Here is a 23802-nt window from a genome sequence, read left to right on the forward strand (position 1 = left end):
CAGTCAAAAGGAATTCCTCGCATGGCCGAAACGCTCGCAGAGGCGGTGTCCCGCCGCCGCACCTTCGCTATTATCGCTCACCCGGACGCCGGTAAAACAACGCTGACCGAAAAGCTGCTGCTGTTCGGCGGTGCCATTCAGCTGGCCGGTGAAGTGAAAGCCAAGAAGGATCGCATCCAGACCCGCTCGGACTGGATGAAGATCGAGCGCGAGCGCGGCATCTCCGTCGTCACCTCGGTCATGACCTTCGAATATGAAGGCAATGTCTTCAACATCCTCGATACGCCCGGCCATGAAGACTTCGCGGACGATACCTATCGCACGCTGACGGCGGTCGATGCGGCCGTCATGGTCATCGACGCCGCCAAGGGTATCGAGCCTCGGACGCTGAAGCTGTTCGAGGTCTGCCGCATGCGCGACATTCCGATCATCACCTTCGTCAACAAGATGGACCGCGAAAGCCGGGACATTTTCGAGATTCTCGATGAGGTCGAAGAAAAGCTGGCGCTGGACACGGCCCCGATCACCTGGCCGGTCGGGCGCTCCAAGAGCTTCTGCGGCTCTTACAATCTTGTCGACAACACCTTCCGTGGGTCCGACAAGCAGGTGGAAGCACTTGCTGTGAACAGCCCTAAAAACGTTGCGGAAAACCTGCCGGAAAACGAGCGTCAGACCTTTATCGAAGAGCTGGAACTGGCGCAGGAAGCCTGCCGCCCGTTTGACAAACAGGCGTTTCTCGAAGGGCATATGACGCCGGTGTTCTTTGGCTCTGCGCTGCGTAATTTTGGTGTGCGCGATCTGATCAATGCTCTGGGCGATTTTGCGCCGCCGCCGCGTGACCAGGTGGCGGATATCCGCAAGGTGCATGCGGCAGAGGACAAGATGACGGCCTTCGTCTTCAAGATCCAAGCCAATATGGACCCCAATCACCGCGACCGTATCGCCTTTGCCCGCATCTGCTCCGGCAAGCTGGAGCGCGGCATGAAGGCGCGGCTGGCTCGCACCGGCAAGCTGATGGGCCTTACGGCGCCGCAATTCTTTTTCGCCTCTCAGCGCCAATTGGCCGACACCGCCTTTGCCGGCGATGTGGTCGGTATTCCCAACCACGGCACGCTACGCATCGGCGATACCCTGACCGAAGGCGAGGCGCTGGTCTTTCAGGGCGTGCCGAACTTCTCGCCGGAAATCCTGCGCCGCGTGCGGCTTGAAGATGCCATGAAGGCGAAGAAGCTGAAGGAAGCCCTGCAGCAGATGGCCGAAGAGGGTGTCGTGCAGCTGTTTTCGCCGGAAGATGGCTCGCCCGCCATTGTCGGTGTGGTCGGTGCGCTGCAGCTCGACGTCTTGAAGGAGCGGCTGTCGGGCGAATATACCCTGCCGGTCTCGTTCGAGATGTCGCGTTTTTCCGTCTGCCGCTGGATTTCCGCCGACAATGCCGCCGATCTCGACAAGTTTATGACCGCAAGACGTGGCGATATCTGCCGGGATCTAGACGGCGATCCCGTGTTCATGGCGCAGGACGCCTTTTCCCTGCGCTACGAGGCCGAACGATATCCGGCCATCAAGATGGTCGCGATCAAGGAATATCACGTCGCCAAGGCGGCGTGACAAGGCGGCGTGATCTGCTGGAGCATCGGATCTCCGAAAACCTGGTCCTCAGCTCTATCAGGCGGCTTCGGCCGCCTGATATCCCGGCATCTGCATCAGATCCTGCAGGAACGTGTCGCACCAGTGATTGACGTCGTGGACGAGCAGATGGTCCATCATCTGCTGCCAGCGTTGCTGGCGCTCGGCAAGCGGCATAGCCAGCGCCTTGGCAATCGCATTGCTCGTTCCTTCGGTATCGTAGGGATTGACCAGCAATGCCCCCTTCATTTCACGAGCGGCGCCGGCAAAACGTGAGAGAACCAGCACGCCCGGATCATCTGGGTCCTGAGCGGCAATATATTCCTTGGCAACTAGGTTCATACCGTCGCGCAACGGTGTGACCAGACCAACCTTGGCCATCCGGTAAAGACCGGCCAGCACAGGCCGGGCCACGGAGCGGGTCATGTAGCGGATCGGCACCCAGTCGACGGTGCCGAGTTCGCCGTTGACCCGGCCGGCCTGTTCGGCAACGGTGCGCTGCATGGCCTCATATTCCGGCACTTCCGAGCGCGATTTTGGCGTGATCTGCAGATAGGTCACCTTGCCCTGGTAGTCGGGATTGGCGGTGATGAAATGCTCGTAAGCGTCGAGCCGCTGTGTCAGTCCCTTGGAGTAATCCAGCCGGTCAACGCCGATGACCAGCGCTTTGCCTTCAAGACTCTGGGCAGCGCGCTTGACCATGCCGTTCTTGATGGCGCGGCGGGCATAAGTGGCGAAGGCTGCCGTCTCGATGCCGATTGGATAATAGCCTGCCTTGAAGATCCGGTTATGTGACTTGATCTTGCCCCCGGAGAGCGCTTCGCCAATACCCTCGCGCACCAGGGCGCCAACGAAATTCGCATGGTCGAAATCCGTCTGGAACCCGACGAGATCATAATGGGCGAGGCTTTCAATCAGCGTTTCATAGACCGGCATTGCAAACAACACGTCGGCTGGCGGCAGCGGAATATGCAGGAAGAAGCCGATCCGGTTCTTCACGCCCATCTGTCTGAGTTCTTTGGCAAGCGGGATCAGGTGATAATCCTGGATCCAGATGGTGTCATCGGGCTTCAATAGCGGAACCAGCCGCTCAGCAAAGAAGCGGTTGACCCGGAAATAACCAGTCATTTCCTTGCGGGCGTAATCCGTCAGGTCGAGACGGTAATGAAAGGTCGGCCACAGCACGCGGTTGGCAAAACCGTGATAATATTCGTCGACATCCCTGTCGGTGAGATCGGTTAGGGCATAGGTGATCTTGCCGTCCTGGATCGACGTCAATTCTCCGGTTTCTTCCTCTCCGCTCGATTTGCCGGACCAGCCCATCCAGATGCCGCCCTTTTCCTCGAGCGCGGCGCGAAGCGCCACGGCCAAGCCACCGGCGGGCGCCTTGTTGCTCTTATCAGGCACGGGAACCCGGTTCGAAACGACAACAAGTCTGCTCATCTGAAAATCCCTTTCGTCATCTTTAATTATTGTCCCCGGCGCGCCAGCGTCGACAGCGTGTCGCGCAGCACTTGCGGATTGTTCAGGCTCTGGCGCGCGAGACTGCCATCGAGATCTCCAACCCGAAACGACAGCCCGCCAAGGCGGTTGACGCATTCGAACATCGCCTCGTCAGTGACATCGTCACCGATGGCGATGGCAACGCGATCGCGAAACGTCGGTTCGGAGAGATAAGCCTGCAGCGCCCGACCCTTGTCTGCGCTATCCGGGCGAATCTCGACCACCATCTTGCCGGTCTGTAGCTCGTATCCGGGTCCTACCGCAGCCATGGCATCGGCCATGGCTTGCTGTACGACGTCGGCACAATCGGGTGCCTGACGGTAATGCACGGCAATCGCGGCACCTTTGTCCTCGACGAGGACGCCCGGCCATGCCTGCTGCAGGCGCGGCAGGTCTTCCTTGACGGCCAGAAAGGCCGCACTCGACTCGCTTCGGATTATCGCGCCAGACGCGTCTCGCCGCTCAGTGCCATGGAGACCGGCGATCGGAAACCGATGGGGCGCAAACAACCGATCCGCATAGGTAAGCGCTCGCCCGGTCACCAGCGCCAGGGCGCCGCCCATTCTCGCCGAAACTGTGGCAAGGTCGTCGGCAAGTCCGCTCGGAACGCGGATGCCGTCAGGGCTCTCCGCCAAATCGAGCAATGTGCCGTCAATGTCGAGAAAAAGGGCGTAGCGCTCAGGCTCCCTGTCGACGAGTTCGAGGAGCAGCCCCGCTGCATCTTTTTGTCCCGAAACGAAGGGTGAGCGCTTGATTGCCGATTGCTGGTTTTCCATATCCTGCCTCGTCTCACACGACCTGTTCATGCAGGATAACGATAGAAATGCCGTTTGGTTCCGGGCTTTATGAGTGAACTTGCGCACTGCAGCAAAGGTGACAGAGCCCCGGAAAGCTGCGATAGAGCAATGGAGTTTAAGCGGTAGCCGGCTGCCTGGCTGCAGCCTGGCATGTTGCGAGCAGACTGTGAGAGACCCCTCCACCATGAACGACAATGAGGCCGAAAGGCCAGTAAACCGGGTTGCCAATGTCCTGTCGATTGCCGGCTCCGATCCCTCTGGCGGCGCGGGCGTCCAGGCGGATCTGAAGGCGTTTTCAGCACTTGGCGTCTATGGCATGGCGGCAATGACGGCATTGACCGCGCAAAACACGCTGGGCGTTGCTGCGGTCGAAGTGCTCGACCCGGCCTTTGTCGCGCGTCAGATCGAAACTGTTTTTGCCGACGTCAGGGTCGATGCAGTGAAGATCGGGATGATTGCCAATGCGGGAATTGCCCAAGCTATCGCCGCTGTACTGGCGCCTCATCCTGGCATTCCCATCGTGCTCGATCCTGTCATGGTCGCCAAAGGCGGCGCCTCGTTGCTCGATGAGGCGGCGGTCGGGGCGCTGGTCGGTCAACTCTTGCCCCTAGCGCGCCTTATCACGCCTAATCTGCCGGAGGCGGCGGCGCTGCTGGGTGAGGACGAAGCGACGGATCGGGCCGGGATGGAGCGGCAGGCAAAGGCGCTGCTGGCGCTCGGGGCTAAGGCGGTGCTGCTGAAGGGCGGACATCTGCCGGGCGATCAGAGCCCGGATCTTTTGCTGACCGCTCACAGCGGGGTTTGGCTGGAAGGCGAAAGGATTGCCACCGCCAACACCCATGGCACCGGCTGCTCGCTGTCCAGCGCCATTGCCGCTGAACTGGCCAAGGCTGGCGGTGCTAACAGAGAGGACGCTTTGGCCGGCGCAGTAGCGCGAGCAAAGACTTGGCTCACGGGCGCTGTGCGGGCGGCAGGCCAGCTTTCAGTCGGCTCGGGCCATGGTCCGGTGCATCATTTCCATAATCTTTGGGTGTGAGATGATGCGGTGGACACAGATCACCGCTATTCCGTGTCAGGTCCCGGCAGGCCGCTTATACTGTCGAGCCAGTGGACGGCAGACCGCCGCCAGATCTGATGGTTCGGTACTAGCTTGTCCCGCTGATTGATGCTGCCCCAACGGATGCCCCATACGCCTGCATCCTCTCCGTCTCCGGTGGTCAGTAGCTGGGAGCCGCATTTCGAGCAGAAAAATTGATACCGGATCCGCCCGTTGTCGCCATGTTTCGTGTAGGACTGAGGCGGGTTGCCGGTGAACTGGAGCTTGTCACGCGGTGCAGACACCGTAACCCGGAAAGGCGATCCACTCAGGCGCTGGCAATCGGTGCAATGGCATATGCCGACATTTTCAGGATCGATTTCGGCCTTGTACGTCACATGACCGCAATGGCATTGACCGTCGATATGCATGACTGGAACCTCCCGTTGAGCATTTCAGGACCCAAAGCTGCGGCGGACTTTTGCTGGAAATGCTCAAGACCATAGCGCTTCGGCATGACCTGCCTAACTCAGGAAGTTAACTTTCGATCCCGAATGCCTTTTCAAAGACCAACCAGCTTCGGTCCATGGCATAGGCACGGGTGACATAGGGAATGCCAACGTGACCATAGAGCACCGGCCAGAGCTGCTGTTCGGCCTGTTCTTCGTTCACTCCGGCAACCTGTTGGAGATAGAGGACCGAGGCAAGGCCGCTGCGGTCGGCGCCACCTTCGCAGTGGATCAGAATTGGTTTCGGAGCGGACTTCAGCAATGCGATCAGCCGCTCGGCCTTGTCGATCGTCAGGTCCCGTCCAGCGGACATTCGAAAATCAACATGCTCTATACCGAGCTGCTGCGAAACGCCCAGTTCCTGCTGATACCACGGAGAGGGCGATGGACCTCTCAGATTGACGATGGTCTTGATGCCGTAGCGTTTGGCATAATCGGTGATATCGGCAGCACTTGGCTGAGCGGACCGATATAGTTCACCAGGAATGACCTCGTGAAAATTGCCGGATAGCCTGAGATAGCCGAGATAGGCGCCGCAGCACAGAAGAGCCGCAAGGCAGGTGAGTGCGAAATGGCGAAGGGTTTTAGCCAGAAATATCATCATGAGGTCCAGGCGGGTCGAGAATATACTCGCCCGTCACTGGACCTTCTGTCTGACAGGACGCTGAAAGGCGTGGCTGGGAGCCGCGCCTTACCGCTTCACGTTTTTGTCAGTGATCGGCCTTGATGAAGGTGCCGTTCTGCAATTCCCGCATCGCCTGCATCAGTTCCTCGCGGCTGTTCATCACGATCGGACCATGCCAGGCAACGGGTTCCTTGATCGGCTTGCCGGTGACGAGCAGAAAGCGGATGCCCTTTTCGCCGGCCTGCACCGTGATCTCGTCGCCCGTGTCGAACACGACAAGGGTGCGATCGCCGGAGAGGTCGCGGATGTTCAGTTCTTCGCCCTGATACTCCTTCTCAACCTTGACGCCAAAGGGTTTGGACGCATCCCGGAACGAGCCGGACCCGGCGAAGATATAGGCAAAGGCCGAGCGATAGGTGTCTATAGGAAAGCGCTTGGTCTTGCCCGGCGGCACTGAAATGTCGAGATAGACAGGCTCGGCGGCAATGCCATCGACCGGGCCGCTCTTGCCCCAGAATTCGCCAGAGATCACCCGGACAGCGGTGCCGTCATCATCGATAACGACGGGAATGTCGCCGGATTTGATGTCCTGGTAGCGCGGCGCGGTCATTTTCAGCGAGGAGGGCAGGTTGGCCCAGAGCTGGAAGCCGTGCATCTTGCCGGAAAAATCGCCCTTGGGCATTTCCTGGTGCATGATGCCGCTGCCAGCTGTCATCCATTGGATATCGCCGGCACCAAGCAGGCCCTGATTGCCAAGGCTGTCACCGTGCTCCACCGTTCCGGCGAGCACATAGGTAATGGTCTCGATGCCGCGATGCGGATGCCAGGGAAACCCGCGGATATAATCTTTGGGGTCGTCGTTGCGGAAATCGTCCATCATCAGGAAGGGATCGGTCATCGACGGATCGCCGAAACCGAAGACGCGGTGCAGCCGCACGCCAGCACCTTCCATGGCGGGGGTGGCTTGGCTCTGGTGTTTGACGGGGCGAATGGACATGAGAAACTTCCTTTCAGGCAAAATGGGGTTGGCGCCAATATAAGCATTTTCGAAGGCGCGCGAAGAGATCGACTGGCGACGCAGTGTTCACCGGATAAACTTCACAAAAATGCATTGTCGCACTGCAAAATGTGATTGTCGGCCACGTCAAGAATCTGTCATGAAGAAAGCCAAGTTTTACGCTTCGTTATATACCTTCCTTCAAACTTGGCTTTGCCGTCTTCGCAACGGAGCGGCAATGCCGGAGCATAAGTGCCATGTGTCGTTGGGCAGCCTATCGCGGAGAACCCCTCTTCATCGAGGAGCTTGTGTCTTCGCCCGCTCATTCACTAATCGAGCAATCCGTCTGCGCAACCCGTGCCAAAACCTCCACCAATGCCGATGGGTTCGGCATCGCCTGGTACGGTGACAGGCCTGAACCGGGCCGTTTTCGCGATGTCTTGCCCGCCTGGTCCGATTGCAATTTGAAGAGCATCGCACGGCAGATTCGCTCGCCGCTGTTTCTGGCCCATGTGCGCGCCGCCACCCATGGCGCCACCCGGCGCGACAATTGCCATCCTTTTGTGCATGGCACATGGTCCTTCATGCATAACGGTCAGATCGATCATTTCGATCGTCTCCGCCGGGCGATGGAGGGCATGCTGGATGACGAATATTTCAATGCCCGGACCGGCTCGACGGATTCCGAATTGCTGTTCCTGCTCGCGATGCAGTTCGGGATGAAGCAGCGGCCTGTTGCGGCTATGGCCGAGGCGGTGGGCTTTGCCGAGCGGCTCAGCCTTGAGCTTGTCGGTACCGCCCGGGTTCGCTTCACCGCCGCCTTTTCCGATGGCAATACGCTCTATGCGGTGCGTTATTCCACCGACGCCTTTGCCCCCACCCTCTATGCCGGGCCGATGGGAACGAGTGGGGGCCATTGCCTGGTCTCCGAACCCTTGACCGACGACGGTGATGCCTGGACGGAAATTCCACCGGGCAGTGCCGTGATGCTGAACGACAAGGGCCTGACGGTCACTGTTTTTCAGCCGCAGTCAAAGCTGGATGTAGCCCGCGAAGCCTCCGTTGGCATCGCAGAGATGGCCGGCTGAATCTCGCGCCCTCAGGGCTTGGCGACTTGGTCTTTGACTTCCCTGACGAAACGTTCGAGCGCGCCATGATAAGCCTCGCTGCGATAGGCGAGCGACAGCGGCGCCTCAAGCCCCGAACCGGCCGCAAACCGCCGATAGGCCACGCCTGACGTTTCCAGCCGCGCCATGGAGTGGGGAATGATCGAGACGCCGAGGCCGGCTGCGACGAGGCTGAGGGTGGACACCAGCCGCGGCGCTTCCTGCGCCACCCGGGGGCTGAAGCCTGCCGCCTGGCACGCGGCAATGATCCGGTCATAGAGCCCTTGCGCCAGCGGCCGGCGATACAACACGAAGGTTTCTTCGGCCAGGGTCGCCAGCACCACGCGCGCATCATCCGCTTTCGCCGTATGAAGGGCCAGGGGGTGGGTGTCAGGCAGCGCGAGAACCATGTCCTCGACATCCACGGTCTCGACCGTCAGCAACGGCCTCAACTCGGTCATCGCGCCCGGCGTGGTGCGAATGAAGGCGGCATCAAGCCGACCAGCCGTCAGATCTGCCAGCAATTCGGCCGTTGAGCCTTCGTCCAGCCGCAGTTTCAAAGCCGGTGCCGTCAGCCTTGTGGCGCGCACCACGCTTGTGACGAGCGGATGGAAAGCGGCCGAGGTGGTGAAGCCGATGGAGAGTTGACCGGTCTCGCCCCGGGCTGCCCGTTGCGCCTCCTCAACGGCACCGTCGACATCGGCCAGGATCTGCCGAGCACGGGCCATGAAGACCTCGCCCGCGACCGTCATGCTCATACCGCGCGGCTGGCGATGAAACAGCGCCACGCCCACCGCCTGCTCCAGCGCCTTGATCTGTTGGCTAAGTGGCGGTTGCTGCAAACCGAGGCGCTCGGCAGCACGGGTCAGATGGGCCTCATCGGCAACGGCAATGGCATAGCGGAGATGGCGAAGCTCTATCATCCCATATTTATAACATATGGCAGAACCTTAATCCATATATTGGACACGGAATCTGGAGAGGCGTATGACGAGGCAAAATTAGCTGGAAGAAAATCATGGCAGAGATCGAAAGCACGAGGACAATTGACGTGCAGCAGACGCAAGCAGGGCTACATCACCCCGGGGTAGGCGAGTTGTTTTCCGGCTTCCTCACCCTCGGCCTGATGGGCTTTGGCGGCGTATTGCCCATGGCGCGGCGGATGATGGTGGATAAGCGGCACTGGCTGTCCGAAGGCGAATTCATCGATCTTCTCGGCCTCTGCCAATTCCTGCCCGGCGGCAATATCATCAACATGTCGGTGGCGGTCGGGCTGAAATTCCGGGGATGGAGAGGGGCAATCGCGGCCCCCTTCGGATTGATCGCGGCGCCCACGGCGATCGTTCTCTGTCTTGGTGTGATCTATGATCGTTATCGCGACAATCCCCAGGTCGAGCATCTGTTTGCGGGCCTTGCCGCCGCCGCCGCCGGTCTGCTGATCTCGCTCGCCTGGAAACTGCTGCAGCCGCTAAAGTCAAAGCTCTGGGCATTGGCCATAGTCGCCTTGTGCTTCATCGCCATTGCCGTCTTCCGCCTGCCATTGCTGGCGACCATGCTGGTTCTGGCCCCGATCTCCATCGCTTTAAGCTGGAAATTGCCGAAATGACCGCCACGCTTATATCGCTTACCCTGATCTTCGTCGAACTTTCGCTGATCGCCTTTGGCGGTGGCAATGCCGTCCTGCCGGAAATGCAGCGCCGCGTGGTGGAGGTGCAGCACTGGATGAGCGCCAGCGAGTTCAGTGCACTCTTCGCACTAGCCCAAGCCGCTCCCGGACCAAATATGATGATCGTGCCGCTGATAGGCTGGCATGTGGCGGGCCTCTCCGGCCTTGTCGTTACCTCAATTGCTAAATTCGTTCCGTCCTCGCTGATCACGGCGGGCGCCTTCACGCTGTGGGAACGGTTCAAGGACCGGCCTTGGCGTCGGGTCGTCCAAGGTGGTCTGGCACCGATGACCGCAGGCCTGGTCACCGCCAGCGCTGCCGTCATCACGCAGGCCTCGGCCACAGGACCTTTGCTGATCGCGATCACCGTCGTCACCGCCCTCGTGACGGCGCGCACGAAAATCCATCCCTTGCTGGTGCTCGGCGCTGGCGCTTTGGTTGGGATGATAGGTCTTTAAGATTCAGGCCGAGGCGAGCATCTCGGCCAGCATCAGCGCCAGTTTTTCGCCAACGGCATCCTTGTCCATCTCGGGCCAGTCCTCGATCCGGTCCTTGAAGATCAACTTCACCCGATTGCGGTCGCCGCCCATGATGCCGGTCTGCGGCGACACGTCATTGGCGACGATCACGTCGGCGCCCTTGCGCTCCAGCTTGGCGCGGCCGTTGGTCTCGACATCACTAGTTTCGGCGGCAAAGCCGATGACCAGTTTGGGGCGCTGTGCGTGATGGCCAACGGTTTTCAAGATGTCTGGGTTTTCGGCGAGCCGCAGAGCGGGCGGTGCATCACCCGGCTGCTTTTTTATCTTCTGGTCGGAGGCCGTTTCGACCCGCCAATCGGCAACCGCAGCCACCATGACCGCCAGATCGGCCGGCAGGTGTGCCAGCACGGCATCGCGCATCTCCTCGGCGCGCTCCACGTGGATCACGGTTACCCCGGCAGGATCGGCGATCGTCACGGGGCCGGAAATCAGCGTCACCTCGGCGCCAAGCTGGGCAAGGGCTGCTGCAATCGCATGGCCCTGTTTGCCCGACGACCGGTTGGCGATGTAGCGCACCGGATCGATCGGCTCATGGGTCGGCCCTGACGTCACAATGGCCTTGCGGCACGCGAGCGGCTTTTGGGAGCGGTCGGAAAGACAGGCTTCGACAGCGGCGACGATGTCGAGCGGTTCAGCCATTCGGCCGGTGCCGGCTTCGCCGCTTTCGGCCATTTCGCCGGCCATTGGGCCGATGAAGCGGATACCGTCGGCCTTGAGTTGCGCCACATTGCGCAACGTCGCGGGATTATTCCACATTTTCGGGTTCATGGCGGGCGCCACAAGCACCGGCCGGTCGGCGGCAAGCAATACGGCAGAGGCGAGGTCGTCGGCCAGTCCATGCGCCATTTTCGCCATCAGATCGGCGCTGGCAGGGGCTACAACGATCAGGTCGCAGTCACGCGCCAGCCTGATATGGCCGACATCCTGCTCATCCTCGCGGGAAAACAACTCGCTATAGACATGGGAGGCTGATAGCGCACCGACGGCCAGCGGCGTCACGAATTCCTGCGCCGCCCGGGTCATGATCGGCCGCACCGAGGCGCCGCGCTCGCGCAGCCGCCGGATCAGGTCGAGGCTTTTATAGGCGGCGATGCCACCGCTGATGATCAGAAGAATACGCTTGTTCGCCAGCGTCATGAACGGCCTGCCATGAATGAACTGATATGTCCGACCTTATCGCATAATTTCAGGAAAGAGGAACCGATAAGCGGTCCCTGACAAACTCTAGCGGCTGAGGTCAATCGGCACGCGGGCGACAGTGCCGGCGGCCACATCTTCATAGGCAAGCCCATCGCCAAGCGTTGCGGCCATGGACTTGATGATCCGGCTGCCAAGACCTGTGCCCTTCGGTGCGGCATCGGGACTGATGCCGATGCCGTCATCCTCCACCGTCAGCAACGCATGACCGGGCTCGGTATGGCGCAGCCGCACCCGGATTTCGCCGTCGCCGCGCTCAGGATAGGCGTATTTGACGGCATTGGTGACGAGTTCGGTGACGATCATGCCGATCGAGACAGCCCGGTCGGCGCTCAGCGAGATCGGCTCGGCGTCGACGGAAAGGGCAATCGGCCGATCCGGATTGGCGAGCGACCCGCCAATCTCCCGCACCAGATTGGCGATATAGATCTTCATATCGACGCGGCTGACGTCTTCCGACGTGTACAGGCTGCGATGCATGCCGGCGATCGCTGTTATGCGCGCTTGGGTCTCGGTCAGCTCCGCTTTGACCTCGTCGCTGCGGGCGTTGGCGATCTGCAGCCGCAGCAGGCTAGCGACAAGCGCGAGGCTGTTGGCGACACGATGATTGACTTCGCTCAGGAGGGCTTCCGCCCGTTCCTTGCCAAGCCGAATTTCCTCTTCCGCCTTCACCTTGGCTTCGCGCAAGCGGGCATTTTCCACCGACTGGCGGATTGCGCTTTCCAAAAGTGAGAGGAAGTCCTCGCTGGTAGTCTTGATCACATAGTCGGATGCGCCCGCTTTGATCGCTTCGATAGCGATGCGCGCCTCGTTGGAGCCGGTGACGTAGACAACAGGTGTCATGATGTGTCGGCCACGCAGATGCGTGAGCACATCATGGCCGGTCATGTTGCTCAGATAATGATCGAGCACGATGACGTCGAAGGTCTCGCTCGCCAGCAGGCCCAGAGCCCGCTCCAAATCCTCGGCATGGCTGACGGAATGCCCGTGGCGGCCAAGCGCCTTCTGCACCAGCCGCGCAATGGCCGGGTCGTCATCGAGATAGAGAATTCGGACATTCATGATGCGGTCGGCTCGTTTACGGAATCTGCATCACGGAAAAGAACAGACCAAGCTGACGGATGGCATTGGCAAAATTGTCATAATCAACCGGTTTGGTGATGTAGACATTGGCGCCAAGGTCATAGCAGCGCTGGATTTCCCGTTGATCGTCCGTTGTGGTGAGGATGACGACTGGCAGCCGACGTGTATGCGGATTATTTTTTACTTTATCGAGTATATCGGTGCCCGACATGTCCGGCAAGTTAAGATCCAGCAGAATCAGCAGGTAGCGGTCTGCGGAGGTCTCGCCGGAGCGGTCTGTTCCCAGGATATAGTCGAGAGCATCGTTGCCGTTGGTGAAGGGCACGATCTCGTTGTGAACGCCGGCGCGGCGAACATTCTTCTCGATCAGGCGCGCATGGCCTTCGTCGTCTTCGACCATGACGATGGTCACTTCCTTGGCCACTGCTTTCATGCTCACGTCCCTACCAGTTTTGAAAGATCGCGCGGAAGGCGCAACACGAAGGTCGATCCGACGCCAATTTTCGATCGGACCGTAATTTCACCTCCCAGGTTGCGCGTCAAGGAGCGCACATGGGCGAGGCCAATGCCTTCCCCCACCTGGTTCTGCTGTCCGGATCGGCGGAAAAGTTCGAAAATCCGCTCATGATCCTGTTCGGCGATGCCGCGGCCATTATCCTCGATCTCCAGGCAAATGAAATGGCGTCCATCTGCAACCGTCCGGATGGAAAGAGAGAGCGGACGGTCGGGAGACTTGTATTTGATAGCGTTATCAAAAAGGTTACCGAGAATTTGTTCGAGGGACAACTTGTCGCTGACGATGCTGGCCGCTTCAGCAGAAATCTCCGTCTGGCCGCCGGTATCGGCGATTTGGTGATGGACGCTGGCCGCCGTTGTCTCGATCAGGGCCTTCAAATCCACAATTTCCGGCTTGAGTTGGCGACGCCCGTCGCGGGAAATCTTCAAAATAGCGTTAATCAATGCATCCATTTTACGGGTCGAGGAGCGAATGAACGAAATCGCTTCCGGCAAGTCTTCCGAGGCAGCAAGGCGCGCATCTTCTATCTGTTGCGGTGTCAGTGGCTGGCCGTCGGCCAGCACGTAAGCCTTCAAGGTCTGAAGCGCCGTGTCCAGTTCAGAAGTGAAACCCATGATATTGACGAGTGGAGCCCTCAGGTCATGGGTGATGATATAGGCGAAGCGCTGGATTTCCTGGTTGGCCTGGATCAGATCCTCTGTGCGTTCTCTTACACGCTCTTCCAGCCCTTCATTAAGGACTTCCACCTCCTGGCGCGCCTTCTGAAGATCGCGCACATGCTGGATGATGATGCCGATGGCGCCACCGATAACGATGAAGATCGCGACAGCCCCGCCGATGGTGAAGATCTGCAGCCATCCGACGGCGAGAACCTGATTGGCGATGCCCTGATCGATCCGGGCGTCGGACTGATCGCGGACATCATCCAGAATAGCCCGGATCTGATCCATCAGCCGCTTGCCATAACCGTCGCGCACGAGATCGACGGCCTTGTCGCCATTGCCGGTCCGGGTCAGTTCCACGGTCCGCGCCAGTTCACCCAGCTTGGCATTGACCAGGCCACGCAGCCGCTGGACGTCGGCGCCTCGATCAGGATGGGGCTTCAGAAGATTGGTGAGATTGTCTACCTCGTTTGCAACATCGGTTATGGCGTCGCTGTAAGGCGTCAGGAAGCTTGTATCGCGGGTAATGATAAAGCCTCTCTGCCCTGTCTCCGCGTCGGTCAGCGTTTGCATCAGATCGGCACTGGCGCGCCGCAGCGCCCGTTCATCGACAACCGTGCCGAAAGTATTCCGCGTTCTTTCCGCCAGCCAAAGTGTCGATCCCACCAGACAGATAAGGATGAGGCAGCCGATGCCGAGGACGAGAAGGCTGGACCGGACAAACCCGGCATTGGTTGCTGACATGATGAACTATCCGCTGTGGCCGAGATGGAACGCGATGAACAGAAGGCTGAACGCTATCACCCAAAGCGCCAGCCGTCCGGTGCGGCTATGGCGTGCCTGCGCCTTGCCGATCGCGTCGGCCGTACCGGCGTCGACTCTCAGACCGTGTTCGCTCATCTGCATGAGCTCGCTGTGGAATTTCTCGGTTTTGGCGGCAATTTCCGGCAGGGCCTCGGCCACGCGCACCGCAGCGCGCAACCCGTCCTTCATGTCTGTCACGATCCGCCTTGGACCGAGATTGGCCTTGATCCAGTCTGCAACGACGGGCTCGGATGCTTTCCACATGTTGAAGCGCGGATTGAGCATGCGCGACACGCCTTCGACGACGACCATTGTTTTTTGCAGCATGACCAGTTCCGGCCGCGTCTGCATGTCGAACAGTTCGGTGACCTCGAACAGCAGCGTCAGCAGCCGCGCCATCGAAATGGTTTCCGCTGGCTGACCGTGGATCGGCTCGCCAATCGCACGGATCGCCTGGGCAAAGCTTGCCATATTGTGATGGGAGGGCACGTAGCCGGCTTCGAAATGCACTTCCGCCACCCGCATGTAATCCCGGGTAATGAAGCCGAAGAGGATCTCGGCAAGAAAGCGCCGTTCCTTCTTTCCCAGCCGCCCGCAAATACCCATGTCGACCGCAACGATCATGCCGGCGGGATCCACGAACAGGTTGCCGGGGTGCATGTCGGCATGGAAAAAGCCGTCCCGCAAGGTATGGCGCAGGAAGGACTGGATGAGCGTATCGGCAAGGGCGTTCAGGTCGTGGCCTGCGGCCTTCAGGCCTTCCACATCAGACATCTTGACGCCGTCGATCCATTCCATGGTGATGACGTCGCGGCCGGTGCGTTCCCAGTCCACCTGTGGCACCCGAAAGCCGGGATCGCCAGCAGTATTTTCGCCAAGCTCCGACAGGGCGGCAGCTTCGAGCCGCAGATCCATCTCCACTTTCGTGGTCTGCTCCAGCGTCTTCGTTACCTCGACCGGCCGCAGGCGGCGCGTCTGTGGCAGCAGCATCTCCTGCAGGTGCGACACGAGATACATGACCTCGAGATCAGCAGCGAAGCGGCGGCGCACGCCGGGGCGGATGACTTTTACAGCCACCTTCTTTTCGCCGGCCGGCGTCGTCACCCGGCAGGGATGCACCTGGGCAATCGAGGCGGCGGCAATCGGTGCGCCGAATTCGGTGTAAAGTTCGCCTACTGACCGTCCCAGCGACAGTTCGATCGATGATTTTGCCTCCTCGGTCGGAAAGAAGGCCATGCGGTCCTGCAATCCCGTGAGGTCATAGGCAAGTTCGGCGCCGACGACATCGGGCCGGGTCGCCAGGAACTGGCCGATCTTTGCATAAGACGGACCAAGCCGCTCGACCGCCTGGGATAACCGATCGGACCTGAGCGTGCCGCGTGCCCGCTTGCGCTCGAGGGCGGCAGCAACTTTCTTGGCGAAACGGACGGACGGCGGCAGGCCATCGGCAGGCAGCGCCGAAACGACGCCCTCGCGGACCAGGATCCAGCCGACGCGGGCCAGGCGAAAATAGGCGCTGATTGTGCTCATCAAAACGTCTTCAATTCGGCGATTATGGCAGCCATCGGTCGACCCGGCATCAGATCTTCCAGCCGGAATGTAGCGCGGCAATACCGCCGGTGTAATTGGTGAAGGAGACCTTGGCGAAGCCAGCCTTGGTAATCATCGCCGCAAAATCTGCCTGACTGGGGAATTTGCGGATCGACTCCACGAGATATTGATAGGGCTCTGCCTCGCCGGTGATCATCTTGCCAAAGCGCGGGATCGCCTTGAAGGACCATTCGTCATAGAAACGGTCGAGAAGCGGCATCTGCACCTCGGAAAATTCCAGCACCAGCAGTCGCCCGCCGCGCTTCAGCACCCGATAGGCTTCCGACAGCGCTACATCAATCCGCGGTACGTTGCGGATGCCAAACGCAATCGTATAGGCATCGAACGTGTTGGCCTCGAATGGCAGTTCCTCGGCATTGGCCTCGACGAAAGTCAGGTTCTGCGCCAGCCCCTTCTTTTCGGCACGCTCGCGCCCGACGCCAAGCATCGAGCCGTTGATGTCGAGCACCGTTGCGTGGGCTTGTCGGCGCGACGCCTCGACGATGCGAAACGCAATGTCGCCGGTGCCGCCGGCCACATCAAGGGTCTTGTAGCTGGGATCCTTGCGGGGATTGAGGGCTGCGATCATCGCATCCTTCCACACCCGGTGCATGCCGGCCGACATCACGTCATTCATGATGTCGTAGCGCTTGGCGACCTTGTGGAACACTTCGTTGACCAGGCCCTGCTTTTCGCCTTCCGCCACATCGCGGAAGCCGTAGGAGGTTTCCATGCCGCCATCGGCGGAGGTGCGGCTTGCGACCATCGGTTCAGCTCCATTCTCTCAAAAACAAACGGGGGACCATGGCGAAGCCCGGCCCCTTGCATTATGTCTGCGATACGGTCGCACTGGCGCGTCGTCTTCGCGCGCAGGGCAGTGACCATGGCAGGTTGTCTCGTCCTTAAACCATGATGCCTGCCACTGAAATAGAAACATGGAGCCTTCATGCCTGAATTACCAGAGGTGGAGACGGTAAAACGGGGACTGGCGCCATCGATGGAAGGCAGGCTGCTGACCCGGCTCGAATTGCGTCGGCCTGATCTACGCTTTCCCTTGCCTGCCGACTTCGCCGCCCGCGTCGAGGGGCGCCGCATCGTTTCCCTGTCACGCCGCGCCAAATATCTCCTGATCGACCTTGAGGATGGGCTTTCAGTCCTGTCCCACCTTGGCATGTCCGGCTCCTACCGCATCGAGCGGCAGGACGAGACTGGCTTGCCTGGCCAGTTTCATATGGCGCGCTCGCGCGACGAGAAGCACGACCACGTGATCTTTCACCTAGATGGGCCTGATGGTGACAGTGCCAGGATAATCTACAACGATCCACGCCGGTTCGGCTTTATGGATTTGGTCGAGAGGCGCAATATGGACCAGCACGCCGCCTTTGCCGGGCTGGGACCAGAGCCGGTCGGCAATGCGCTCGATGCGGATTACCTTGCCAGCCGCTTCAAGGGCAAAGCACAGCCGTTGAAATCGACGCTGCTCGATCAGCGGGTCATCGCCGGGCTTGGCAATATCTATGTCTGCGAGGCGCTGTGGCGGGCGCATCTGTCGCCGGCAAAGCCGGCTGGCGCCCTTGTTTCCGCCGAGGGACGGCCGGCGGCGGCACTGGAAGACCTGACTTTCGCTATTCGCACCGTGATTGCTGAGGCAATCGAAGCTGGCGGCTCGTCGCTGCGCGACCACATACAGGCCGACGGCTCGCTCGGTTACTTCCAGCATAGTTTCAATGTCTATGACCGGGAAGACGAACCTTGCCGCACGCCCGGCTGCCACGGCACGGTTCAACGCATGACCCAGGCCGGGCGATCGACTTTCTATTGTTCTGTTTGTCAGGTCTGAGACAAAAGACCCGATGTGTTGAACAGCAAGCATTATCCGCCGGAGGAATAAAATGACGTTTGAAACTTTGATTGTCGAGATCCGCGGTGCTGTTGCGCTTGTGACGCTAAACCGCCCGCAGGCGCTCAATGCCCTTAATAGCGTGGTCATGCGGGAGTTGAGCGAGGCCTTCAAAACCTTCGACACCGATCCGGCCGTGCGTGCCGTGGTCCTGACCGGTAGCGAAAAGGCCTTTGCGGCCGGTGCCGATATAAAGGAGATGCAGCATGTCGAGTTTGCCGAGGCTTACAGCAGCGATTTCCTGGCGGGCTGGGCGGAACTTCCTAACTTCCGCAAGCCGCTGATTGCGGCTGTGTCCGGCTTTGCGCTTGGCGGCGGCTGCGAATTGGCGATGATGTGTGACTTCATCATCGCCTCGAAGACGGCGCGCTTTGGCCAGCCGGAAATCACCCTGGGCATCATCCCCGGCATGGGCGGCACCCAACGCCTGGTGCGCGCCATCGGCAAGGCGAAGGCCATGGACCTCTGCCTGACAGGCAGGATGATGGATGCCGAAGAGGCGGAACGCTCCGGCCTGGTGGCGCGGGTGGTCGAGCCGGGGAAATTGATCGATGAGGCCTTGGCTGCTGCCGAGCGGATTGCAGGCCTGTCCGGACCTTCCGTGCTCATGGCCAAGGAAGCGGTCAATCGCGCCTTCGAGCTGACGCTTGCCGAAGGCCTTCGTTTCGAGCGCCGGCTGTTTCAGGCCCTATTTGCCACAGAAGACCAGAAGGAAGGCATGGCCGCCTTTGTCGAAAAACGCCCGCCCGCGTTCAAGAACCGTTGAGGGTCAGGGGCTGGTCTCGGCACAAAGGTTGAGAAAGCGCGTTGACGCCGCTCCTCTTTCCCGCTATATGCCCGCCCACAGTTAGGAAAGCTTATCGCTTTTCACGATTGCTCCCGAATTGCTGATAGTGCAGGTCGCGACGACTTGGCGGCGAAGGTGGAGTTTTGGTTCGTATTCGAGAGAGGCATCCATGGCCAATACTACATCGGCGAAGAAGGCGACCCGCAAGATCGCTCGCCGCACTGCAATCAACAAGAGCCGCCGTACACGCGTTCGCAACTTTGTTCGCAAGGTTGAAGAAGCTATCGCTTCCGGCGATCAGGCAGTTGCCGCTGCAGCCCTGAAGGCTGCTCAGCCGGAACTTCACCGCGCTGCTACCAAGGGCGTTCTGCACGCCAACACGGCTTCGCGGAAGATCTCGCGTCTCGCAAGCCGGGTAAAGGCTTTGGCCGCTTAATTTTCGCCAAAAATTAACGTTTTGATCAGCCTGGCTTATTAGCCGGGCTTTTCGTGTTTTGACATTTTTTGTTTTTCATCACTTACGCACGTTACGGTTTCATGTCACTCGAGTGACATGAAAAACCTTTGAAAATCAAATATTTGCTGGAGGTTGACTTGTTGGCTTGGTCTTTCCTTTACGGCAGGACTGTCCGATTTTGAGTCAAGTGATTTTTTTATTTTCGGCCATTCCGAGGGCTTGCATTTTCTGCCCCTGCCAAACTCCTTGATTCAAAAGCGATTCTTTTTTGCCACTGCGGCGTGGTGAAACTTCGTCGCCGGAGTCAATGCCGCCGTCTTAATTTTAGGTAAAATTCATTGTTGATCTCTCCAATCGATCCTGCCTAAATGCATCCCAAGAGAGGCGCGGATTTAGCTCCTGCCAGGAAGATAATGGCCTTAACGCCGGTTTTTCCGAAGACGCTTCTCCAGGCGGAACCGATCAGTTTCGTTTCATCACACATTGGTTTTTGGTGACGATCGTACCGCCTGTATAGGGCGTACGTTTTTGCCTCTGCGTGCCTGCCCTAGATGGGGTGCGCGGATATCGATAAAGGATAGAGACAGGAAAAGGAGCGCGCTGTTCGGCCCGACATGAACGAGGATGTGGGGTCGACATTAAAGCATGGCATGAACTCTTCCGAGCCATCTCCAGGTTGGATCGAACATCTCTAAAGCAATGAATTGCTGCGGAGGTCGAGGTTGATCAGGCAGAGGGGCGGTTTCCGAAAAAGGCGATGCGAATGTGTCGCATGGATGTTCGGAAACAAGGACGGGTGAAATCGGTTTGAACGATATCGTCGCGAGGGGCGCTGGTCGGGACAATCGATTTCCGGGGCAAAAATTAAAGCGTCGGGCAGCAATGGCGGCTGGCCGGCACATTTAGACAATTTGGAAGGCGGCGAGATGCAGATGAAATTGGTAACGGCAAGTGCGGCAGCCGGTGGGGACGAGGCGCGCACGATCAATCAGGCCGTTTGCCCTGACGCGACAGGCGGCCCGAACGCGGTAAATCTAGATGAAGCGGTGGTAGAGGACGGTGAAGTTGCGCATGCGGCGCTGTTTGAGCGGTTCAGTGCCCGGCTGAGGGCCCAGGTTGGCCCGGATGTCTTTGCAAGCTGGTTTGGCCGGCTGAAGCTCCATTCCCTGTCGAAAAGCGTTGTCCGCCTGAGCGTGCCGACCACATTCCTCAAGTCCTGGATCAACAACCGTTATCTCGACCTGATCACTTCGATTTTCCAGGCGGAAAATCCCGGTGTTCTCAAAGTCGAAATCTTGGTGCGCAGCGCCAGCCGCAATGTTCGCGCCCCAGTCGTCGAAGATCGGGCCGAACCTGCTCTTGCCCCCGCACAGAAGCGCCAGATGCCGCAGAGCATCGGTCAGGTCGCTCCGGCTATTGCAGCCCCTGCTGCGTCCCAGCGGCCCGCTCAGGGTCCGTTGTTCGGTTCGCCGCTCGATAGCCGCTACACCTTCGATGGTTTCGTCGAGGGCGCATCGAACCGGGTGGCTGTTGCCGCTGCCAAGACCATTGCCGAAGCCGGCGCTGGCGCCGTGCGTTTCAATCCCCTGTTCATTCATTCCTCGGTCGGTCTCGGCAAAACCCATCTGCTGCAGGCGATCGCCAATGCTGCGATCCATAGCCCGCGCGCCCCGCGCGTCGTCTATCTGACAGCCGAATATTTCATGTGGCGTTTTGCGACCGCGATCCGCGACAACGATGCCCTGACGCTGAAGGACTCGCTGCGCAATATCGACCTGCTGATCATCGACGACATGCAGTTCCTGCAGGGCAAGACCATCCAGCATGAATTCTGCCATCTGCTGAACATGCTGCTCGACAGCGCCAAGCAAGTCGTTGTGGCCGCCGACCGTGCGCCCTGGGAGCTGGAATCGCTCGACCAGCGGGTGCGCTCGCGCCTGCAGGGTGGTGTTGCCATCGAAATGGAAGCGCCCGACTACGACATGCGCCTCGACATGCTGAAGACCCGGCTGGCGCTGGCCAAGAAGGAAGATCCGAGCCTGGAGATTCCAGAAGAGATCATCGCCCATGTCGCCCGCAATGTCGCAAGCTCCGGCCGCGATCTGGAAGGCGCCTTCAACCAGCTGCTGTTCCGCCGCTCCTTCGAAGCCAACATGACCATCGAGCGGGTCGATGAACTGCTCGCCCATCTGGTTGGTGCCGCCGAACAGAAGCGTGTGCGCATCGAAGACATCCAGCGCGTTGTTGCCCGCCATTATAACGTGTCGCGCCAGGAGCTGGTCTCCAACCGCCGCACGCGGGTGATCGTCAAGCCGCGCCAGATCGCCATGTACCTGTCGAAGACGCTCACGCCGCGCTCCTTCCCGGAAATCGGTCGTCGTTTCGGTGGTCGTGATCACACCACGGTTCTGCATGCCGTGCGCAAGATTGAGGAACTGATCTCGGGCGACCAGAAGCTGTCGCAGGAGATCGAGTTGCTGCGCCGCCTGATCAACGAGTAATCCAAACATTCCCTTACCTGCAGCGCTCTCGCCGTGAAACGCGAGGGCGCTGCTGTCGTTTCATGGGCCCGATGATCATCCGACGCAAGGAAATCACAGCTCGTACCTGATTTCCGGTTGCGGTCCGTGGTCGCAAGAAACGGGTGGCGCTGCGGATGTGAAACGGCGATAACCGCCATCACTATAATGGTGATGATACTGGCAGTCATAATGGCGCGGTGAGGGGGATCGACGATGGCGAAACAGATGGGCGCTCGGGAATGGGCCATGTTGCTCACCCTCTCGGTTCTCTGGGGTGGCTCGTTTCTGTTCATCGGCATTCTGGTCAAGGTCTGGCCGCCGCTCACCATCGTGACTGCCCGTGTTGCTATTGCGGCGATCGCGCTCTGGCTGATCGTGGGTCTATCCGGGCAGCCGGTGCCGCGCAGCGGCAAGGTCTGGCTTGCGTTTTTCGGCATGGGCCTCCTCAACAATGTCATCCCCTTCACGCTGATCGTCTGGGGCCAGACCCATATTCCGGTCGGGCTGGCGGCAATCTTCAATGCCACGACGCCGCTGTTCGGGGTGTTGATTGCTCATGTGTTGACAGCAGACGAGAAGCTGACGGCCAACCGGCTGACCGGCGTGCTGATCGGCGTCTTTGGCGTCGCGGTCATGATCGGGCCGTCTGTCTTCAGCCATATCTCCGGCGATCTCTGGGGCGAACTGGCCGTAATGTTGGCGGCGCTGTCCTATGCCTTTGCCGGCCTGTTTGGCCGCCGTTTCAAGGCCATGGGTCTGCCACCGCTTCTTCCGGCTGCGGGCCAGGTCACAGCCGCCACGATCATTCTCCTGCCGATCACGATGATGGTCGATGCGCCATGGACGCTGCCGGCGCCAAATGCTGAGACGGTTGCGGCCTTGCTGGGCCTTGCCCTGCTATCGACTGCCGTGGGCTACGTGCTGTTCTTCCGCATCCTGGCATCCGCTGGGGCTACCAATATCATGCTGGTGACCATTCTAATCCCACCCAGTGCCATTCTCTTGGGTGCGCTCGTATTGGGCGATCAGGTCGCCCCGCGCCATCTTCTCGGCATGGTGCTGATTGCGCTCGGCCTCGCCGCAATTGATGGCCGCATGTGGCGGCGCTTGCGCAGCAGGGCAGTGAGGTCAGCCTGATCTCGGTCAGGCGCTGGCGATCACGATAATTTCGGGGCTGGTTGCATCGAAGCGGCGCCCATCCCACCAGCCAATCATATCGAGGTTCGCAAAGCCGGCCTGCCTGAACAGCTGCCCGATCCGATCGCGGTCCGGAAAGCGGAGACAGCTGCGGCTGATGCGCTGCTCTCCTGTCTCCAGCAGGGTAAAGACAGCGTCGAAGGTCACATGCTCGCCATCGACCTCACGGACCTGGTAGTAAACGTCGACCGGTCCAATGTTCGGCACATCCGCCCGCGCCCGTGTCAGCTCTTCTTTCCAGCCGTCCCAGGCCCGCAGCAGCGGATTGCGGCTCTCGATGATCATCTGCCCGCCCGGCGCCAGATGCCGTCTGGCATTGGCAAGGGCGAGGACGCACTCTTCGTCGGTCAGAAACACCTGGAAGACATGGCCGGTCATGATGATCAGGTCGAAGCGCTGGCCGAGATCGAAATCGAAGGCATTGCTGGCCACCCATTCGACCAATCCATCGTCATCCTTGGTGCGCGCCACCGCCAGCATGCCAGCTGCAGGATCGAGCCCGGTAACCTGATTGCCGCGTCTCGCCAACCTCAGCGTAACAGAACCGGTGCCGCAGCCGATATCGAGGATACGGCAGGGGCGATCAGGAAAGGTCTCGTAGAAATCGCCGTCTTCGCGGTGAATGTTGAAGCTGTCGTAGAGAATGGCCATGTCGTGGCGGGCAAATGCGTCATCCACTGGCATC

23 protein-coding genes are annotated in these 23802 nt (G+C 59.8%); 10 read left to right on the forward strand and 13 right to left on the reverse strand.

The annotated features are described in order from the left end of the window. Window positions 1-21: 21 nt before the first annotated feature. A complete protein-coding gene (locus tag BJF91_RS06320) occupies window positions 22-1605 on the forward strand; it encodes a peptide chain release factor 3 (protein ID WP_075613633.1) in 1584 nt (527 codons plus the stop codon). Between the two features lie 57 nt (window positions 1606-1662). Here the strand turns inward: BJF91_RS06320 and otsA are convergent, their stop codons facing one another. Both otsA and otsB read right to left on the reverse strand, forming a co-directional pair. Beyond that, entirely contained in the window at window positions 1663-3066 is a 1404-nt protein-coding gene (gene otsA, locus BJF91_RS06325; RefSeq protein ID WP_075613634.1) for an alpha,alpha-trehalose-phosphate synthase (UDP-forming), read from the reverse strand. A 26-nt stretch (window positions 3067-3092) separates the two neighbouring features. Then, entirely contained in the window at window positions 3093-3902 is an 810-nt protein-coding gene (gene otsB / locus BJF91_RS06330; RefSeq protein ID WP_075613635.1) for a trehalose-phosphatase, read from the reverse strand. 205 nt (window positions 3903-4107) lie between these two features. Here otsB and thiD point away from each other — a divergent pair, with 205 nt between their 5' ends. Then, on the forward strand, window positions 4108-4959 hold the full coding sequence (thiD, locus tag BJF91_RS06335) for a bifunctional hydroxymethylpyrimidine kinase/phosphomethylpyrimidine kinase (RefSeq protein ID WP_075613636.1): 852 nt from the start codon (window positions 4108-4110) through the stop codon (window positions 4957-4959). 26 nt (window positions 4960-4985) lie between these two features. Here thiD and BJF91_RS06340 read toward each other — a convergent pair whose 3' ends face one another. The 3 genes from BJF91_RS06340 to BJF91_RS06350 all read right to left on the reverse strand — a co-directional run bounded on the left by BJF91_RS06340 (window position 4986) and on the right by BJF91_RS06350 (window position 7090). Next, window positions 4986-5390, reverse strand: a complete 405-nt coding sequence (locus tag BJF91_RS06340; protein WP_075613637.1) for a GFA family protein — start codon at window positions 5388-5390, stop codon at window positions 4986-4988. 106 nt (window positions 5391-5496) lie between these two features. Beyond that, window positions 5497-6072, reverse strand: a complete 576-nt coding sequence (locus BJF91_RS06345; protein ID WP_075613638.1) for a dual specificity protein phosphatase family protein — start codon at window positions 6070-6072, stop codon at window positions 5497-5499. 106 nt (window positions 6073-6178) lie between these two features. Next, window positions 6179-7090 carry a pirin family protein gene (locus BJF91_RS06350; protein WP_075613639.1) on the reverse strand — a complete coding sequence of 304 codons (912 nt, stop codon included), beginning with the start codon at window positions 7088-7090 and terminating at the stop codon, window positions 6179-6181. A gap of 257 nt (window positions 7091-7347) precedes the next feature. Between BJF91_RS06350 and BJF91_RS06355 the strand changes: the two genes are divergently transcribed. Beyond that, window positions 7348-8178 carry a class II glutamine amidotransferase gene (locus BJF91_RS06355; RefSeq protein WP_075613640.1) on the forward strand — a complete coding sequence of 277 codons (831 nt, stop codon included), beginning with the start codon at window positions 7348-7350 and terminating at the stop codon, window positions 8176-8178. 11 nt (window positions 8179-8189) lie between these two features. On the opposite strand, the gene BJF91_RS06360 is transcribed toward BJF91_RS06355, so the two are convergent. Continuing rightward, the gene (locus tag BJF91_RS06360) at window positions 8190-9119 is read right to left on the reverse strand and encodes a LysR family transcriptional regulator (protein ID WP_075613641.1); all 930 of its coding nucleotides are present in this window, start codon (window positions 9117-9119) and stop codon (window positions 8190-8192) included. A gap of 95 nt (window positions 9120-9214) precedes the next feature. On the opposite strand from BJF91_RS06360, the gene BJF91_RS06365 reads away from it, so the two are divergent. Together BJF91_RS06365 and BJF91_RS06370 are read left to right on the forward strand one after the other, a co-directional pair. Continuing rightward, window positions 9215-9802: a chromate transporter gene (locus BJF91_RS06365; RefSeq protein ID WP_083943186.1), complete on the forward strand. Its 588-nt coding sequence runs from the start codon at window positions 9215-9217 to the stop codon at window positions 9800-9802. Next, window positions 9799-10320: a chromate transporter gene (locus BJF91_RS06370; protein WP_075613642.1), complete on the forward strand. Its 522-nt coding sequence runs from the start codon at window positions 9799-9801 to the stop codon at window positions 10318-10320. The genes BJF91_RS06365 and BJF91_RS06370 overlap by 4 nt, the downstream gene beginning before the upstream one ends. A 3-nt stretch (window positions 10321-10323) precedes the next feature. Here the strand turns inward: BJF91_RS06370 and coaBC are convergent, their stop codons facing one another. The 6 genes from coaBC to ubiE all read right to left on the reverse strand — a co-directional run bounded on the left by coaBC (window position 10324) and on the right by ubiE (window position 17020). Next, entirely contained in the window at window positions 10324-11538 is a 1215-nt protein-coding gene (gene coaBC / locus BJF91_RS06375) for a bifunctional phosphopantothenoylcysteine decarboxylase/phosphopantothenate--cysteine ligase CoaBC (protein ID WP_075613643.1), read from the reverse strand. Between the two features lie 87 nt (window positions 11539-11625). Further along, on the reverse strand, window positions 11626-12660 hold the full coding sequence (locus BJF91_RS06380; RefSeq protein WP_075613644.1) for a sensor histidine kinase: 1035 nt from the start codon (window positions 12658-12660) through the stop codon (window positions 11626-11628). Between the two features lie 16 nt (window positions 12661-12676). Continuing rightward, a complete protein-coding gene (locus BJF91_RS06385; RefSeq protein WP_075613645.1) occupies window positions 12677-13114 on the reverse strand; it encodes a response regulator in 438 nt (145 codons plus the stop codon). 2 nt (window positions 13115-13116) lie between these two features. Beyond that, complete coding sequence (locus BJF91_RS06390) at window positions 13117-14604, reverse strand: sensor histidine kinase (protein WP_075613646.1); 1488 nt, start codon at window positions 14602-14604, stop codon at window positions 13117-13119. A 6-nt stretch (window positions 14605-14610) separates the two neighbouring features. Beyond that, on the reverse strand, window positions 14611-16194 hold the full coding sequence (gene ubiB / locus BJF91_RS06395) for a 2-polyprenylphenol 6-hydroxylase (protein WP_075613647.1): 1584 nt from the start codon (window positions 16192-16194) through the stop codon (window positions 14611-14613). A 49-nt stretch (window positions 16195-16243) separates the two neighbouring features. Next, window positions 16244-17020 carry a bifunctional demethylmenaquinone methyltransferase/2-methoxy-6-polyprenyl-1,4-benzoquinol methylase UbiE gene (ubiE, locus tag BJF91_RS06400; RefSeq protein ID WP_075613648.1) on the reverse strand — a complete coding sequence of 259 codons (777 nt, stop codon included), beginning with the start codon at window positions 17018-17020 and terminating at the stop codon, window positions 16244-16246. Between the two features lie 180 nt (window positions 17021-17200). Here ubiE and mutM point away from each other — a divergent pair, with 180 nt between their 5' ends. From mutM to BJF91_RS06425, 5 genes are all read left to right on the forward strand, one after another. Then, complete coding sequence (gene mutM, locus BJF91_RS06405) at window positions 17201-18094, forward strand: bifunctional DNA-formamidopyrimidine glycosylase/DNA-(apurinic or apyrimidinic site) lyase (RefSeq protein ID WP_075613649.1); 894 nt, start codon at window positions 17201-17203, stop codon at window positions 18092-18094. Between the two features lie 52 nt (window positions 18095-18146). Then, window positions 18147-18920: an enoyl-CoA hydratase gene (locus tag BJF91_RS06410; RefSeq protein ID WP_075613650.1), complete on the forward strand. Its 774-nt coding sequence runs from the start codon at window positions 18147-18149 to the stop codon at window positions 18918-18920. 190 nt (window positions 18921-19110) lie between these two features. Continuing rightward, complete coding sequence (rpsT, locus tag BJF91_RS06415) at window positions 19111-19377, forward strand: 30S ribosomal protein S20 (RefSeq protein ID WP_075613651.1); 267 nt, start codon at window positions 19111-19113, stop codon at window positions 19375-19377. 947 nt (window positions 19378-20324) lie between these two features. Next, window positions 20325-21899, forward strand: a complete 1575-nt coding sequence (dnaA, locus tag BJF91_RS06420; RefSeq protein ID WP_075613652.1) for a chromosomal replication initiator protein DnaA — start codon at window positions 20325-20327, stop codon at window positions 21897-21899. 234 nt (window positions 21900-22133) lie between these two features. Further along, window positions 22134-23057, forward strand: a complete 924-nt coding sequence (locus BJF91_RS06425) for a DMT family transporter (protein WP_234801561.1) — start codon at window positions 22134-22136, stop codon at window positions 23055-23057. Between the two features lie 6 nt (window positions 23058-23063). Here BJF91_RS06425 and BJF91_RS06430 read toward each other — a convergent pair whose 3' ends face one another. Next, window positions 23064-23801, reverse strand: coding sequence for a class I SAM-dependent methyltransferase (locus BJF91_RS06430; RefSeq protein WP_075613835.1), 738 nt, complete (start codon window positions 23799-23801; stop codon window positions 23064-23066). Window position 23802 lies beyond the last annotated feature (1 nt).

Origin of the sequence: Gillisella taibaishanensis, assembly GCF_001938985.1 — a bacterium.
Lineage (GTDB): Bacteria > Pseudomonadota > Alphaproteobacteria > Rhizobiales > Rhizobiaceae > Allorhizobium > Allorhizobium taibaishanense.

Bases quoted from the DNA above. Each gene is read 5' to 3' on its own strand.
- BJF91_RS06320 (WP_075613633.1), top strand. From the start codon at position 22: ATGGCCGAAACGCTCGCAGAGGCGGTGTCCCGCCGCCGCACCTTCGCT.
- otsA (WP_075613634.1), bottom strand. From the start codon at position 3,066: ATGAGCAGACTTGTTGTCGTTTCGAACCGGGTTCCCGTGCCTGATAAG.
- otsB (WP_075613635.1), bottom strand. From the start codon at position 3,902: ATGGAAAACCAGCAATCGGCAATCAAGCGCTCACCCTTCGTTTCGGGA.
- thiD (WP_075613636.1), top strand. From the start codon at position 4,108: ATGAACGACAATGAGGCCGAAAGGCCAGTAAACCGGGTTGCCAATGTC.
- BJF91_RS06340 (WP_075613637.1), bottom strand. From the start codon at position 5,390: ATGCATATCGACGGTCAATGCCATTGCGGTCATGTGACGTACAAGGCC.
- BJF91_RS06345 (WP_075613638.1), bottom strand. From the start codon at position 6,072: ATGATGATATTTCTGGCTAAAACCCTTCGCCATTTCGCACTCACCTGC.
- BJF91_RS06350 (WP_075613639.1), bottom strand. From the start codon at position 7,090: ATGTCCATTCGCCCCGTCAAACACCAGAGCCAAGCCACCCCCGCCATG.
- BJF91_RS06355 (WP_075613640.1), top strand. From the start codon at position 7,348: ATGTGTCGTTGGGCAGCCTATCGCGGAGAACCCCTCTTCATCGAGGAG.
- BJF91_RS06360 (WP_075613641.1), bottom strand. From the start codon at position 9,119: ATGATAGAGCTTCGCCATCTCCGCTATGCCATTGCCGTTGCCGATGAG.
- BJF91_RS06365 (WP_083943186.1), top strand. From the start codon at position 9,215: ATGGCAGAGATCGAAAGCACGAGGACAATTGACGTGCAGCAGACGCAA.
- BJF91_RS06370 (WP_075613642.1), top strand. From the start codon at position 9,799: ATGACCGCCACGCTTATATCGCTTACCCTGATCTTCGTCGAACTTTCG.
- coaBC (WP_075613643.1), bottom strand. From the start codon at position 11,538: ATGACGCTGGCGAACAAGCGTATTCTTCTGATCATCAGCGGTGGCATC.
- BJF91_RS06380 (WP_075613644.1), bottom strand. From the start codon at position 12,660: ATGAATGTCCGAATTCTCTATCTCGATGACGACCCGGCCATTGCGCGG.
- BJF91_RS06385 (WP_075613645.1), bottom strand. From the start codon at position 13,114: ATGAAAGCAGTGGCCAAGGAAGTGACCATCGTCATGGTCGAAGACGAC.
- BJF91_RS06390 (WP_075613646.1), bottom strand. From the start codon at position 14,604: ATGTCAGCAACCAATGCCGGGTTTGTCCGGTCCAGCCTTCTCGTCCTC.
- ubiB (WP_075613647.1), bottom strand. From the start codon at position 16,194: ATGAGCACAATCAGCGCCTATTTTCGCCTGGCCCGCGTCGGCTGGATC.
- ubiE (WP_075613648.1), bottom strand. From the start codon at position 17,020: ATGGTCGCAAGCCGCACCTCCGCCGATGGCGGCATGGAAACCTCCTAC.
- mutM (WP_075613649.1), top strand. From the start codon at position 17,201: ATGCCTGAATTACCAGAGGTGGAGACGGTAAAACGGGGACTGGCGCCA.
- BJF91_RS06410 (WP_075613650.1), top strand. From the start codon at position 18,147: ATGACGTTTGAAACTTTGATTGTCGAGATCCGCGGTGCTGTTGCGCTT.
- rpsT (WP_075613651.1), top strand. From the start codon at position 19,111: ATGGCCAATACTACATCGGCGAAGAAGGCGACCCGCAAGATCGCTCGC.
- dnaA (WP_075613652.1), top strand. From the start codon at position 20,325: ATGCAGATGAAATTGGTAACGGCAAGTGCGGCAGCCGGTGGGGACGAG.
- BJF91_RS06425 (WP_234801561.1), top strand. From the start codon at position 22,134: ATGGCGAAACAGATGGGCGCTCGGGAATGGGCCATGTTGCTCACCCTC.
- BJF91_RS06430 (WP_075613835.1), bottom strand. From the start codon at position 23,801: ATGCCAGTGGATGACGCATTTGCCCGCCACGACATGGCCATTCTCTAC.